This window comes from Pseudomonas paraeruginosa PA7 (assembly GCF_000017205.1).
GTDB lineage: Bacteria > Pseudomonadota > Gammaproteobacteria > Pseudomonadales > Pseudomonadaceae > Pseudomonas > Pseudomonas paraeruginosa.
The window spans coordinates 3,050,461-3,062,899 of the sequence record NC_009656.1; the positions used below are offsets into that span (position 1 = coordinate 3,050,461).

Annotated in this window: 14 protein-coding genes; 4 read left to right on the plus strand and 10 right to left on the minus strand. The window is 69.0% G+C overall.

All coding sequences use genetic code 11. The features are described 5' to 3' along the window. Positions 1–5 precede the first annotated feature (5 nt). From arsH to PSPA7_RS14110, 5 genes are all read right to left on the minus strand, one after another. Entirely contained in the window at positions 6–698 is a 693-nt protein-coding gene (gene arsH, locus PSPA7_RS14090) for an arsenical resistance protein ArsH (RefSeq protein ID WP_012075740.1), read from the minus strand. Positions 699–709: 11 nt separating this feature from the next. Further along, the gene (locus tag PSPA7_RS14095; protein ID WP_012075741.1) at positions 710–1,180 is read right to left on the minus strand and encodes an arsenate reductase ArsC; all 471 of its coding nucleotides are present in this window, start codon (positions 1,178–1,180) and stop codon (positions 710–712) included. Positions 1,181–1,209: 29 nt separating this feature from the next. Further along, complete coding sequence (locus PSPA7_RS14100; protein WP_012075742.1) at positions 1,210–2,493, minus strand: arsenic transporter; 1,284 nt, start codon at positions 2,491–2,493, stop codon at positions 1,210–1,212. A gap of 13 nt (positions 2,494–2,506) precedes the next feature. Next, positions 2,507–2,857 (minus strand): metalloregulator ArsR/SmtB family transcription factor, encoded by a 351-nt coding sequence (locus PSPA7_RS14105; RefSeq protein ID WP_003150304.1) that lies wholly within the window; start codon positions 2,855–2,857, stop codon positions 2,507–2,509. A gap of 90 nt (positions 2,858–2,947) precedes the next feature. After that, complete coding sequence (locus tag PSPA7_RS14110; protein WP_012075743.1) at positions 2,948–3,835, minus strand: AraC family transcriptional regulator; 888 nt, start codon at positions 3,833–3,835, stop codon at positions 2,948–2,950. Between the two features lie 214 nt (positions 3,836–4,049). Between PSPA7_RS14110 and PSPA7_RS14115 the strand changes: the two genes are divergently transcribed. Beyond that, complete coding sequence (locus PSPA7_RS14115; protein WP_012075744.1) at positions 4,050–5,111, plus strand: NAD(P)-dependent alcohol dehydrogenase; 1,062 nt, start codon at positions 4,050–4,052, stop codon at positions 5,109–5,111. Between the two features lie 24 nt (positions 5,112–5,135). Here the strand turns inward: PSPA7_RS14115 and pumA are convergent, their stop codons facing one another. Continuing rightward, the gene (gene pumA / locus PSPA7_RS14120; protein WP_003150300.1) at positions 5,136–5,513 is read right to left on the minus strand and encodes a monooxygenase PumA; all 378 of its coding nucleotides are present in this window, start codon (positions 5,511–5,513) and stop codon (positions 5,136–5,138) included. Positions 5,514–5,590: 77 nt separating this feature from the next. Between pumA and soxR the strand changes: the two genes are divergently transcribed. Beyond that, on the plus strand, positions 5,591–6,061 hold the full coding sequence (gene soxR / locus PSPA7_RS14125; RefSeq protein ID WP_012075745.1) for a redox-sensitive transcriptional activator SoxR: 471 nt from the start codon (positions 5,591–5,593) through the stop codon (positions 6,059–6,061). Positions 6,062–6,068: 7 nt separating this feature from the next. Here the strand turns inward: soxR and PSPA7_RS14130 are convergent, their stop codons facing one another. The 3 genes from PSPA7_RS14130 to PSPA7_RS14140 all read right to left on the minus strand — a co-directional run bounded on the left by PSPA7_RS14130 (position 6,069) and on the right by PSPA7_RS14140 (position 8,999). Beyond that, on the minus strand, positions 6,069–7,766 hold the full coding sequence (locus PSPA7_RS14130; protein WP_012075746.1) for a peptidoglycan D,D-transpeptidase FtsI family protein: 1,698 nt from the start codon (positions 7,764–7,766) through the stop codon (positions 6,069–6,071). A 121-nt stretch (positions 7,767–7,887) separates the two neighbouring features. Then, positions 7,888–8,403, minus strand: coding sequence for a GNAT family N-acetyltransferase (locus tag PSPA7_RS14135; protein WP_003089295.1), 516 nt, complete (start codon positions 8,401–8,403; stop codon positions 7,888–7,890). A 5-nt stretch (positions 8,404–8,408) separates the two neighbouring features. Then, positions 8,409–8,999 (minus strand): TetR/AcrR family transcriptional regulator, encoded by a 591-nt coding sequence (locus PSPA7_RS14140; protein WP_003150295.1) that lies wholly within the window; start codon positions 8,997–8,999, stop codon positions 8,409–8,411. Positions 9,000–9,145: 146 nt separating this feature from the next. Between PSPA7_RS14140 and PSPA7_RS14145 the strand changes: the two genes are divergently transcribed. Next, positions 9,146–10,351 carry an MFS transporter gene (locus PSPA7_RS14145; RefSeq protein WP_012075747.1) on the plus strand — a complete coding sequence of 402 codons (1,206 nt, stop codon included), beginning with the start codon at positions 9,146–9,148 and terminating at the stop codon, positions 10,349–10,351. Here PSPA7_RS14145 and PSPA7_RS14150 read toward each other — a convergent pair. Next, complete coding sequence (locus PSPA7_RS14150) at positions 10,315–11,385, minus strand: CTP synthase C-terminal region-related (seleno)protein (RefSeq protein WP_012075748.1); 1,071 nt, start codon at positions 11,383–11,385, stop codon at positions 10,315–10,317. The two genes, PSPA7_RS14145 and PSPA7_RS14150, sit on opposite strands and share 37 nt — an antisense overlap. Positions 11,386–11,471: 86 nt before the next feature. On the opposite strand from PSPA7_RS14150, the gene PSPA7_RS14155 reads away from it, so the two are divergent. Next, entirely contained in the window at positions 11,472–12,368 is an 897-nt protein-coding gene (locus tag PSPA7_RS14155; RefSeq protein WP_041025351.1) for a LysR family transcriptional regulator, read from the plus strand. Positions 12,369–12,439 lie beyond the last annotated feature (71 nt).

Sequence of the window (12,439 nt, forward strand, 5' to 3'; positions counted from 1 at the left end):
GCGGCTCAGAGCGAACGCTGGTCGACCCGCGCGGAAAGCTGTTCGGCGCTTTCCTTGCGCTCCGAATAGCGGTCCACCAGGAAGTCCGTGCGCTCGCGCAGGAGCAGGGTGAACTTGAACAACTCCTCCATCACGTCGACCACCCGGTCATAGTAGGGCGACGGCTTCATCCGGCCTTCTTCGTCGAACTCCAGGTAGGCCTTGGGCACCGAGGACTGGTTGGGGATGGTGAACATGCGCATCCAGCGACCCAGCACGCGCAACTGGTTGACCACGTTGAACGACTGCGAGCCGCCGCAGACCTGCATCACCGCCAGGGTCTTGCCCTGGGTCGGGCGCACGGCCCCGAGCGCCAGGGGAATCCAGTCGATCTGCGCCTTGAATACCGCGGCCATCGCGCCATGGCGCTCGGGCGAGCACCAGACCTGGCCTTCCGACCACTGCACCAGGTCGCGCAACTCGCGGACCTTGGGATGCTCCAGCGGTGCGTCGTCGGGCAATGGCAGTCCGGAAGGGTCGAAAATCCGCGTTTCGGCACCGAAGCGTTCGAGCAGGCGTGCGGCCTCCAGCACCAGCAGGCGGCTGAAGGAGCGCTCGCGGGTCGAGCCATAGAGCAGGAGGATGCGCGGCCTGTGCCCGGAGACGGGTGGCGGGTCGCCGAGCAGTGCGGGATCGAGGTTGGGTAGTTGTTCGGACATGCTTCCTCCGGTCAGAGCGAGCCGATGCGCTCCAGCTCGCGCTTGAGCTGGTCGCGATCCAGGGTAGCGAAGGGCAGGCCGAGGAAGGCCCGGCAACGCTGTTCGCTACGTGCCAGGGTGGCGCGGAACGCCGCATCCCGCTGGGCCTCGTCGCCGTCCAGGGTGGAGGGATCGGCCAGGCCCCAATGGGCCTTCAGCGCTGCGCCGAAATACAGTGGGCAGGCTTCCCCCGCGGCGGCGTCGCAGACGGTGATGACGATGTCCGGCGGCGCGCCTTCGAAGGCTTCGCTGCCCTTGCTGTACAGGCCGTGGGTGGCGATGCCGGCCTGTTCGAGGGTCGCCAGGCTGCGCGGATGCACCCTGCCGCTGGGCTGGCTGCCGGCGCTGCATGCCTCGAAACCTGGCGGGGCCAGGTGGTTGAACATGGCTTCGGAAAGAATGCTGCGGCAACTGTTGGCCGTGCACATGAACAGGACTCGCATCGCATGCTCCTTCCGCCGTGCGGCGGATCTCAGAGGCTCAGGCGCAGGGCCAGGGCCGAAAGGGTCGCCAGCAGGACCGGCAGGGTCAGCAGGGCGCCGACCCTGAAGTAGTAGCCCCAGGTGATGCGCGTGCCTTTGCGCGCCAGCACGTGCAGCCAGAGCAGCGTCGCCAGGCTGCCGATAGGGGTGATCTTCGGCCCCAGGTCGCAGCCGATGACGTTGGCGTAGATCATCGCTTCGCGCACCGCGCCGGCGGCGTCGCTGGCCTGGATCGACAGGGCGCCGAGCAGCACGCTGGGCATGTTGTTCATCACCGAGGAGAGCGCGGCGGAAAGCAGCCCGGTGCCCAGCGCGGCCACCCATACGCCGTGTCCGGCCAGGCGGTCCAGGAACTGCGCCAGGAGGTCGGTGAGCCCGGCGTTCTTCAGGCCGTAGACCACCAGGTACATGCCCAGCGAGAACACCACGATCTGCCAGGGCGCTTCGCGCAGCACCCGCCGGGTCGAGATCACCCGCCCGCGCCCGGCCACCGCCAGTAGCAGCGCCGCGCAGGCCGCGGCCACCGCGCTGACGGGGACGCCCAGCGGCTCCAGGGCGAACAGCCCGGCGAGCAGGACCAGCAGCATCCAGCCGCCGACGACGAAGGTCGCACGGTCGCGGATCGCCGCCCGCGGCGGCTTCAATTGCTCCAGCGCATAGACCGGCGGCAGGTCGCGGCGGAAATACAGGAACAGCACCAGCAGGGAGGTCGCGACGCTCACCAGGTTGACCGGCAGCATCACCGCGGCGTACTCGCCGAAGCCGAGCCCGAAGTAGTCGGCCGAGACGATGTTCACCAGGTTCGACACCACCAGCGGCAGGCTGGCGCTGTCGGCGATGAAGCCTGCCGCCATGACGAAGGCCAGGGTCGCCGCCGGGCTGAAGCGCAGGGCCAGCAGCATCGACATCACGATAGGCGTGAGGATCAGCGCCGCGCCGTCGTTGGCGAACAGCGCCGAGACCGCCGCGCCGAGCAGCACGCAGAAGGCGAACAGGCGCCGGCCGTCGCCGCCGGCCCAGCGCGCGACGTGCAGCGCGGCCCATTCGAAGAAGCCGGCCTCGTCCAGCAGCAGGCTGATGACGATCACCGCGATGAAGGTGGCGGTGGCATTCCAGACGATGTTCCAGACGGTCGGGATGTCGCCCGGCGCGACGCTGCCCAGGGCCAGGGCGAGCAGCGCGCCGATGCTGGCGCTCCAGCCGATGCCGAGGCCCCTGGGTTGCCAGATGACCAGGACCAGGGTGAACAGGAAGATGGCGAAGGCGATCAGCATGGGGCGGCTCGCGCTATGGGCAGCAGGCGGAGGCGCGCTGCGGGCGGCCGTCCATGTCGCGCAGGCGCGCGGCGTCGGCTTGCAGCCAGTCGCCGTTGGCCCGCAGGGACACTTGCAGGACTTCGTGGATCCAGGCCGGCAGCGCCGGGTTCAGGCGGTAATACACCCACTGGCCCTGGCGGCGGTCGAGAAGCAGCCCGGCGCTGCGCAATTGGGCCAGGTGACGGCTGATCTTCGGTTGGCTGTCGGCGAGGGCGCACATCAGTTCGCAGACGCACAGTTCGCCCTGGTCGACGATCAGCAGGGTGGCGCGCAGGCGCGTCTCGTCGGCCAGGCATTTGAACAGGTCGGGGGGCATGAGCATGGTGTCGCGCTCTTGTATATGGAAAATCGAATATACGTATATCCATATGTATTGCAAGCAGCACGCCCGCCATAGCGGGCCGCGCGCCTCTCAACCGCGAGCAGCCTGGACTTCTTCGCTCGGCGTGCGGCCGAAATAGCGCTTGAACTCGCGACTGAACTGCGACGGACTCTCGTAACCGACCTGGCCGGCCGCGGTGCTGGCGTTCAGGCCGTCCTGCACCATCAGGCTCCAGGCCTTGTACAGGCGCACGCTCTTCAGGTATTGCAGGGGCGAGGTGAAGGTCATCGCCTTGAAGTTGTGGTGGAAGGTCGACACGCTCATGTTCGCCTCGCGGGCCAGGGTGTCGATGTCCAGAGCGCTGGCGTAGTCGGTGTGGATGCGCCGCAGGGCGCGCGCCATCCGCCCGTAGCCATTGTGCCGGCCGGCGACGGCGCGCAGCGCGCTGCCCTGTTCGCTGCGCAGGGCGCGGAAGATGATCTCGCGGACCAGTTGCGGGCCGAGGATATGGCTGTCCATCGGGCTGTGCAGGCAGCGCACCAGGCGCAGCGCGGCATCCTGCATGCCCGCGTCCAGGGGCACCGAGGCCATCGGCGCGCTGGGTGCCACCTCGCTGTCCTCGGGGTCGCCGGGAACGTCTTCCATTTGCAGCAGCAACTCCTTCAGCACGCCGATCTCGACATCGACCTTGAAACCGAGCAGCGGCTCGCCGGGGGAGGCATGGGTCTCGCATTCGAAGGGCAGGGGCACCGACATCACCAGGTAGTGGTGGGCGTCGTAGCGATAGGTTTCGCCGCCGAGGTGCCCGATCTTCTGCCCCTGGGCGATGATGCAGATGCGCGGCTCATAGAAGATCGGCCCGCGCGGATAGTCGCGCTCGGCCTGCATCAGGTGCACGCCGGGGATGCGGGTGGCGCTGATGCCGGGCTGCGGGTGCAGGTCGGCGATCAGCTGCGCCAGTGGGTTCTGTGCGGTCATGCCTTGAGCGATTCTCCGGAAGGGGAGGCAAACGTAGCAACCTCGCGCGTGCCTGGGCAGGGGTGGCGCGTCACTTCGGCACGAATAGGCAAGGCTTCGACAGGAATGGACATTCTGCGCCGGCGGCCATCCGGCCAACAATTGCCGCCCGTACCGGGCCGCCCTCCGCCATGCCGGAACGCGCGGCCCGCCTTCCCGTCAAGAGGACACGCCGATGACCCTTCAGATCCGCGGCTATGCCGCGCAGTCCGCCAGCGCCCCGCTGGCCGCCCACCGCTTCGAACGGCGCGCGCCGCGCGTCGACGACGTGGTGATCGACATCCTTTACTGCGGCGTCTGCCATTCGGACATCCATCAGGCACGCAACGAATGGCACAACAGCCTGTACCCGCTGGTGCCGGGCCACGAGATCATCGGCCGGGTCGCCAGCGTCGGCGCCGCGGTGAGCGGTTTCGCGGTCGGCGAACTGGTCGGCGTCGGCTGCATGGTCGACTCCTGCCAGCACTGCGCCGCCTGCGCCGAGGGCCTGGAGCAGTACTGCGCGGAATACCCGACCCTGACCTACAACGGCCGCGACCGCCACGACGGCCTGCCGACCTTCGGCGGCTACTCGGAGCGTATCGTGGTTTCCGAACGCTTCGTCCTGCGTATCCCCCGGGGGCTCGACCCGAAGGCGGCGGCGCCGCTGCTGTGCGCCGGGATCACCTCCTACTCGCCACTGCGCCACTGGAAGGTCGGCCCCGGTAGCCGGGTGGCGGTGGTCGGCCTGGGCGGCCTCGGTCACATGGGCCTGAAGTTCGCCAGGGCGCTCGGTGCCGAGGTGGCCCTGTTCACCCGTTCGCCGGGCAAGGAAGAGGAAGCGCGGCGGCTCGGCGCCGACCAGGTGATCCTTTCCACCGACCCGCAGCGGATGGCCGCCGTCGCCGGGCGCTTCGACCTGATCCTGGACACCGTGCCGCACCCGCACGACCTCAATCCCTACCTGGCGACCCTCAGGCGCGACGGCACCCTCGTACTGGTCGGCCTGCTCGAGCCGCTGGAGCCGGCGGTACACGGCGCGCAACTGGTGATGGGGCGCCGCTCGATCGCCGGCTCGGCCATCGGCGGCATCGCCGAGACCCAGGAGATGCTCGATTTCTGCGCGACCCACGGGATCGCCTGCGACATCGAGATGATCGAGATCCAGCAGATCAACCAGGCCTACGAGCGGATGCTGGCCAGCGACGTGAAGTACCGCTTCGTGATCGACATGGCGTCCCTGCGGAAGTCCTTCTGAGACCGACCGTCGGCGCCGGTGGGCTCAGCAGCCCTCGGCGCCGACCAGGAAGGTCTCGAAACGCACGCTTTTCGCGCCCAGCCGCCAGACGCCCGCGCTCAGCGGGCCTTGCGCGTCCTCCCGGGCCTGCCAGGCGCGTTCGCAGTCCTCGCGTGAACGCCAGCAGGTGTAGTTCAGCACGTGCTGGCCGTCCTCGCTGGGGTGCAGGCTGGCGGACAGGTAGCCCGGGCATTTCCTGAAGCAGCGTTCCAGGCGTTGTAGGTGCGCGTTCTGTTCCAGCGCCAGCGACAACTGGCTGGCGGGCTCCACCTCGATATCGATGAATTGCGCGTAGCACGGCGACCGCTCGCCATCGGCCGGGCACTGGTCGTCGGTACAGCAGTAGGAGCAGGGGATGAGCATGGCGGGTTACTCCGGATGACTTGTGTCGAGGGCCGGCTCAGGGTAAAACCTCAAGTAAACTTGAGGTCAAGCCAATCATGAAGAATTCCTGCGCATCCCGCGAACTGAGCGTCGGCGAACTGGCCAAGCGTGCCGGCGTGGCGGTCTCCGCGCTGCACTTCTACGAATCCAAGGGGCTGATCAGCAGCCAGCGCAACGCCGGCAACCAGCGTCGTTTCAGCCGCGAGACGCTGCGCCGGGTGGTGGTGATCAAGGTCGCCCAGCGGGTCGGCATTCCCCTGGCGCAGATCGCCCGTGCCCTGGATACCCTGCCGGCCGGGCGCAGCCCCACGGCGGCGGACTGGGCGCGCCTGTCGGCGCAGTGGAAGGCCGACCTCACGGAGCGAATCGACAAGCTGCTGCTGTTGCGCGACCAGCTGGACGGCTGCATCGGCTGCGGCTGCCTGTCGCTGCAGGCCTGCCCGTTGCGCAATCCCGGCGACCAGCTCTCCGCCGAGGGGCCGGGGGCGCACTGGCTGGACGCCGAGGGTCGCGAGCACGACGGCTAGGCGGCGGTCAGCCGTGGTGCTGGCGGTCGGCGACGGCCGGGCTGTCCTGCAGATTGTCCGGCGGGATCGCCAGGGCGCGTAGCGATCCGGCCATGATGTCGCTGAAGGTGGGCGCCGAGACCAGGCCGCCGAAGTAGCCGATCTTGCTCGGCGAATCGATCATCACCGCCAGCACCAGTTGCGGGTCGGACGCCGGGGCCATGCCGACGAACAGCGAACGGTAGGACTTGTCAGCGTAGCCCCGGCCCGAGGCCTTGCGCGCGGTGCCGCTCTTGCCCGCCACGTGGTAGCCCGGCACGCGGGCGCGGACCACGCCCTTCGGGTCTTCCACCACGGTTTGCAGCATCGCCCGGATGCGCCGTGCGATCTGCGGGTCCATCGCCTGGCGCACCTGGTTCTGCGGGTTGTCGCGGAGCAGGCTGAGCGGCACCAGCTTGCCGTCGTTGGCGAACACCGAGTAGGCCTGGGCCAGCTCGGCGGTGTTCACCGCCAGGCTGTAGCCGAACGACATGCTGGCGGTGGCGATGTTCGACCACTTCGGGTGGAACGGCAGGTAGCCCGGGTTCTCGCCGGGGAAGCCCAGCGACAGCGGCGCGCCGAAACCGACCCGGCCGAGCTGTTCGAGGATCGGCTTGGGTCCGATCTGCAGGGCGACCTTGCTCATGCCGATGTTCGAGGAGTTGATCAGCACTCCGGTCATGGTCAGTACGTCGCGCCGGGCGACGTCGTGGATGGTGTGCCCGTCGATGGTCATCCAGCCCGGTGCCACGCTGACTTGACTGTTCTCGTCGAACTTGCCGGAGGCCAGCGCCGCCGACATGCTGAACGGCTTGATCACCGAGCCCGGCTCGAAGGTATCGGTGAGGGTGCGGTTGCGCATGAAGGCCGGGGCGAAGCTGGCGCGGTTGTTCGGGTTGTAGGAGGGGAAGTTGGCCATCGCCAGGATCTGTCCGGTCTTCGGATTCACCAGCACCGCCGAGCCGGAGTGCGCGCCGAACTTGAGCACGGCCTTTTCCAGCGCCTTGTAGGCGATGAACTGTAGTCGCAGGTCGATGCTCAGGGCCACGTCCTGGCTGGCCTTGGGCGTCTTCAGTACCTTGATGCTGTTGACCAGCGAGCCGCGCGGGTTGATCGCCACCTCGCGTACCCCGTCCTTGCCGCTAAGCCAGTCGTTGAAGCCCAGTTCGGTGCCTTCCTGGCCGCGGCCGTCGATGTTGACCAGGCCGATCAATTGCGCGGTCAGCTCGGAGCTGGGGTAGAAGCGCTTGTATTCCTTGATCTGGTGTACGCCCGTTATGCCCAGGGCCATCACCTCGCTGGCCTCGATCGGCGACAGGCCGCGCTCGAGGTAGAGGAAGCGCTTGTTCGGGTTGGCCTTGAGTTGGGCCAGCAGCGGCGCGGCGGGGCGGTGCAGGGCCCCGGCCAGGCGCGGCACCTCGTCGAGGTGGCCGGCCATTTCCCTGGGGTTGCACCAGATCGACGCGACTTCGGTGGATACCGCCAGCGGCTCGCCGTTGCGGTCGGTGATCATGCCGCGGGTGACCGGGATCGGCAGATCGCGGATCGAGCGGAGGTCACCCTGGTCGGCGAGGAACTCGTGGTCGTGGACCTGGAGATAGACCAGCCGTCCGGAGACGGCCAGGGAGGCGAGGAGGAACAGGGTGACGACAAGGATGAAGCGGTAGTTTCGGCGTTGGCTGCTCATGCAAGGGCACACTGGGGAAGAGGGAGAGCGGAAGCCCGTCCGGGGCAGCGCTGAAACATCCTGTTGCAGTTGGCAACTGTACCGTCACCCGCCACCCGCCGGTCAAGCCCTTTGCCGCCGTCTAGAGCACCAGGCGCATCGCGCAGCGGCTGTCGGCGGCGAAGCCGATCTCCTGCTCGTGGCCGAGGATCGCGCGCAGGCGCTCGCCGGCTTCCTGCCAGGTCAGCCGCTGGAAGCCCAGGCGCGCGTAGAACGGCGCGTTCCAGGGCACGTCGCAGAAAGTCGTCAGGGTCAGCGCCCGGCAGTGGCTGGCGTGGGCGTAGGTCACCGCGCGTTCCAGCAGGCGGCGGCCCAGGCCCTGCTGCTGGTGGGCCTGGGCGATGGACAGCTCGGCGATGTGCAATTCGTCGGCGCAGCGTTCGGCGGCGAGGAAGCCGACCGGCTGGCCATCGGCGTCTTCCGCCAGCCAGTGGCTGCCGCGTTCGATCAGGCGGCGATGGAAGTCCACCCCGGCGACCCCGGCGTCGGCGATCCAGGCCAGCTCGGGCAGCAGGCGGAAGCTTTCCCCGGCCGAGCGCTCGATGGCCGGGAGCAGCGCGGCGTCCTCGTCGCGGCTGGTTCTGATGCGGTAGTCCATTGGCTTCACTCCATGAGCAGGCCGTCGAGCAGCACGTCCAGGGCCTGGCAGGCCCTGGCCAGGCTCTGCGGCGGATGTTCGGCGTTGGCGATGCGCAGCGCGGCATCCACCAGCGCGCCATTGAGCAACCAGGCCAGGGCCTCGGCGTCGGCGCGGCGGATCCGTCCGCTGTCCATCAGCTCGCGCAGTTGTCCGGTCATCGATTGCAGGCAGCGCAACTGGCTGGCCTCGCTGCTGGTACAGCCGAGGATCGCCGGCGCATCGCGCAGGACGATGCGCTGGATCTCCGGTTCCAGGGCCATTTCCAGGTAGGCCCGGTTGTAGGCGCGGAAGCCGTGCCAGAGGTCGCTGCCGGCGGCGAGGATGGCGCCGAGGCGGGCGTTCATCTCGTCGTCGATCTGTTGCACCACGGCGGCCAGCAGGCCCTTCTTGTCGCCGAAGTGATGGTAGAGCGCGCCACGGGTGAGGCCGGCGCTGGCGGTCAGTTCGTCCATCGAGGCGTCGGCGTAGCCGCTGGCGGCGAACGCCCGGCGCGCGGCATCGATCAGCTTGGCGCGGGTCTCCTCGATCATTTCGGCGCGAGGCTTGCGGGCCATGCGAGGTCTCCGGGTGGCAAGGGGGCTTCAGGATAATTGACATACGCTGCGTATGTCTCCATGATTTTTTACATACGCAGCGTATGCAAGTTTCGCTTTCTCCCGTCGTCGCCGGTTCCGCTGGAACCGGCCAGCCGAGGCTTTCCATGAGCAATCCCTATCTCGAACTGTTTTCCGCGCCTGGCGCCAAGGGCTTTTCCGCCGCCGGCCTGCTGGCGCGGATGCCGCTGTCGATGACCGGCCTGGGCATCGTCACCATGCTTTCCCAGGTACATGCCGACTACTGGCTGGCCGGCACCGTGGCGGCCACCTTCGTGTTCTGCAATGCGCTGCTCGCGCCGCAGGTATCGCGCCTGGTGGACCGCTTCGGCCAGGGCCGGGTGCTGCTCCCGGCGGCGCTGGCCAGCGCCCTGGCGATGGCCGCGCTGCTGCTCTGCACGCACTATCGCGCGCCGAACGCCTGGCTCTACCTGTTCGCCCTGCTGGCCGGGGTGATGCCGAGCATGCCGGCCATGGTGCGGGCGCGCTGGAGCGAGCTGTACCGTGGTTCGCCGAAGCTGCATACGGCGTTCTCCTTCGAATCGGTGATGGACGAGGTCTGCTACATCATCGGGCCGGTGCTGGCGGTGAGCCTCAGCGTCGGCTGGTTCGCCGAGGCGGGGCCGCTGCTGGCGACGCTGTTCCTGGTCGCCGGGGTGAGCCTGTTCAGCCTGCAACGCGGCACCGAACCGCCGTTGCATGCCCAGCCGCGGCGCCGCGCCGGCAGTGCGCTGGCCTATCCGGCGGTGCGCGTGCTGGCGCTGGTGCTGGCTGCCATCGGGGTGATCTTCGGCGCGGTGGAGGTGGTCAGCGTGGCCTTCGCCGAGACCCACGGCAACAAGGCGGCGGCAAGCCTGGTGTTGTCGGTCTATGCCGTCGGCTCATGTCTCGCGGGATTGCTGTTCGGGCTGCTGCGCTGGCGCCTGGCGCTTTCCCGGCAACTGCTCTGCATGATTACGCTGATGGCCCTGAGCCTGGTGCCGCTGCTCGGGGTGGACAGCATCCTCGCGCTTGCCCTGACCGTGCTGGTGGCCGGTTTCAGCGTGGCGCCGACGATGATCCTGGCCATGGGCCTGGTCGAGCGCGCGGTGGACCCGGCGCGCCTCACCGAAGGCCTGACCTGGGCCATCACCGGGCTGGGCATCGGCATGGCCCTGGGCTCGGCGCTGGCCGGTTGGGTGGTGGAGGGCTACGGCGCCGCCAGCGGTTTCCTCGTCGCGGTCGGCGCCGGCTGGCTGGCCTGGCTGCTGGCCCTGGCCTGCTTCCGGGTGCTGGCTCAGGACGAGGCCGGAGACTGCGCGGTGTCCGGCTGAGCCGGGAAGGCGTATTCGCGTTCGACCCGGGCGATCCGCGCGCTGAAACCGGCGTACCAGTCGCGCCGGCCGCGCGCCTGGGCGTCGCGGTGCTCCGCGTGGCGGCTCCAGGCACGGATCGCCGCCTCGCTGTCCCAGTAGGACACGGTGATGCCGAAACCGTCGGCGCCGCGGACCGACTCCACGCCGAGATAGCCCGGCTGGCGGCTGGCCAGTTCCAGCATGCGCTCGGCCACTTCGGCGTAGCCGTCGTCGACGGCGCTGCGATGGGAGCTGAAGATCACTGCGTAATAAGGTGTCGGGCCGCGCCGCGGGCGGTCGCGGCGCTGCGTCCGGCACGCCTCGACGAATGCCTTCGGCAGTGGCGGCAGGACGCCGGCCAGGGCTGCCCGCTCGGGTTGGAACAGGGTGGCGACGAAGAACGGATGCTGTTCCAGCTCCACCGCGCGGATCGCCCCGTCGGCGCTCCAGGCGCTGGCCCGCAGTGCGCCGCCGGTGAGTTCCGCGGCGAAGCGCGGGGCGATTGCGTAGCGGCAATGGTAGTCTGCCTCGATCCAGTCGGCGGCATACGCCAGGGCCAGGCGCGAGCCGCGCAGCAGGCGGACTTCCTCGCGGGCTTCGAGCAGAGCGCAGGGCAGGGTGGCGATCACCGCCTGGTCGCTGTGCGGATGCTCCTCGCCATGGGTCGCCGCCTGCCAGCCGAGGGCGTTGCGGGCGAACTCGAGGATCGTGTGCTGGAAGCCGGCGCAGGTACCGAGGAACGGCCGGCGCCGGCCCCGGGCATGGGCGATCAGGCGCAGCACCGCGTCGGTGTCGCGATAGGGGCTGCCCGGCACACACCAGAACCCGTCATAGCGTTCCAGCGCCGGCTCGGCGGGCAGGCGGTCGCTGGCCAGCCAGTCGAATGCGATCTTCAGGCCGAGTGCCTCGCCGGCCAGGCGCAGGGCCAGGGGAATCGCCCGGTGGGCGGTGATGTGCGGGTCGTGGTCGCCGACCAGGGCAATGCGCAGCGGCGCCGCGGGAGGGGTGGACATCCGTTTTCGCTCCAGTTTCGCCACGCCGGTTGGCGGGCCCTGGCGCTCACTCTATAGTTGCGTTTCCGCACTCGATATCGGCGCCAATGCAAAAGATGAATGCACCGCTGCAATATCGCCTGGACCATGCCGATCTCGCCCTGGTCCTCGCCCTGGTTCGCGGCGGCAGCCTGGCGCGGGCCGCAGAGTTGCTCAGGGTCGATGTGTCGACGGTCTTCCGGGCCATCCGCCGGCTGGAAAAGAACCTCGGCAAGGCATTGTTCGACAAGAGCCGCAGCGGCTACCTGGCGAACCAGACCGCCCGCCGTCTGGCGCAGCAGGCGGAACTGGCGGAGCAGGCGCTGGAGGCGGCGCGCATCGGCCTCGAACTGGAGCGCGAGGTGCTCAGCGGTACCGTGCGCCTGACCTGCTCCGACGCTGTCCTGCATGGCCTGCTGCTGCCGGCGCTGGCGCGCTTCATGCCTGGCTATCCGGCCTTGCAACTGGAGCTGGCGACCTCCAACGACTTTGCCAACCTCAGCCGGCGCGACGCCGACATCGCCTTGCGCATGACCCGCACGCCGCCGGAACACCTGGTCGGGCGCAACCTCGGCGAGGTGCACTACGTGCTCTGCGCCAGCGAACGCTACCTGGAGGGCCGCGACGCGGCGGAGCCCGCCATGCTGCACTGGATCGCCCCGGACGATTTCCTTCCCGACCACCCGAGCGTGGTCTGGCGTCGTCGACACTATCCCGGGGTATTGCCGGCCTACCGCTGCAACGGCGTGTTGGCGGTCGCCGAGATGGCCCGCGCCGGCCTCGGCCTGGCGGCGATCCCCGCCTACCTGCTACGCGACGGCGACGGCCTGCGGGTACTGGACGCCGACCTCGAGGGCTGCGCCAGCGCCTTGTGGCTGCTGACCCGTCCGGACTGCCGGGCGTTGCGCTCGGTGGTCGCGTTGTTCGACGAGCTGGGGCGGCATGTGCGCTTGGGCGATGACTGAAGGGGGAGGGCCATGCTCGGGACGGCGCACTCCCGCTCCCCAACCCTCTCCCGCGAGCGGGAGAGGGGCTG

What these genes read in the sequence shown, in the direction of transcription:
- PSPA7_RS14145 (WP_012075747.1), top strand. Translation starts at nt 9,146, where the DNA reads ATGAGCAATCCCTATCTCGAACTGTTTTCCGCGCCTGGCGCCAAGGGC.
- PSPA7_RS14135 (WP_003089295.1), bottom strand. Translation starts at nt 8,403, where the DNA reads ATGGACTACCGCATCAGAACCAGCCGCGACGAGGACGCCGCGCTGCTC.
- PSPA7_RS14100 (WP_012075742.1), bottom strand. Translation starts at nt 2,493, where the DNA reads ATGCTGATCGCCTTCGCCATCTTCCTGTTCACCCTGGTCCTGGTCATC.
- PSPA7_RS14110 (WP_012075743.1), bottom strand. Translation starts at nt 3,835, where the DNA reads ATGACCGCACAGAACCCACTGGCGCAGCTGATCGCCGACCTGCACCCG.
- PSPA7_RS14115 (WP_012075744.1), top strand. Translation starts at nt 4,050, where the DNA reads ATGACCCTTCAGATCCGCGGCTATGCCGCGCAGTCCGCCAGCGCCCCG.
- PSPA7_RS14095 (WP_012075741.1), bottom strand. Translation starts at nt 1,180, where the DNA reads ATGCGAGTCCTGTTCATGTGCACGGCCAACAGTTGCCGCAGCATTCTT.
- PSPA7_RS14130 (WP_012075746.1), bottom strand. Translation starts at nt 7,766, where the DNA reads ATGAGCAGCCAACGCCGAAACTACCGCTTCATCCTTGTCGTCACCCTG.
- soxR (WP_012075745.1), top strand. Translation starts at nt 5,591, where the DNA reads ATGAAGAATTCCTGCGCATCCCGCGAACTGAGCGTCGGCGAACTGGCC.
- PSPA7_RS14155 (WP_041025351.1), top strand. Translation starts at nt 11,472, where the DNA reads ATGCAAAAGATGAATGCACCGCTGCAATATCGCCTGGACCATGCCGAT.
- PSPA7_RS14105 (WP_003150304.1), bottom strand. Translation starts at nt 2,857, where the DNA reads ATGCTCATGCCCCCCGACCTGTTCAAATGCCTGGCCGACGAGACGCGC.
- pumA (WP_003150300.1), bottom strand. Translation starts at nt 5,513, where the DNA reads ATGCTCATCCCCTGCTCCTACTGCTGTACCGACGACCAGTGCCCGGCC.
- arsH (WP_012075740.1), bottom strand. Translation starts at nt 698, where the DNA reads ATGTCCGAACAACTACCCAACCTCGATCCCGCACTGCTCGGCGACCCG.
- PSPA7_RS14150 (WP_012075748.1), bottom strand. Translation starts at nt 11,385, where the DNA reads ATGTCCACCCCTCCCGCGGCGCCGCTGCGCATTGCCCTGGTCGGCGAC.
- PSPA7_RS14140 (WP_003150295.1), bottom strand. Translation starts at nt 8,999, where the DNA reads ATGGCCCGCAAGCCTCGCGCCGAAATGATCGAGGAGACCCGCGCCAAG.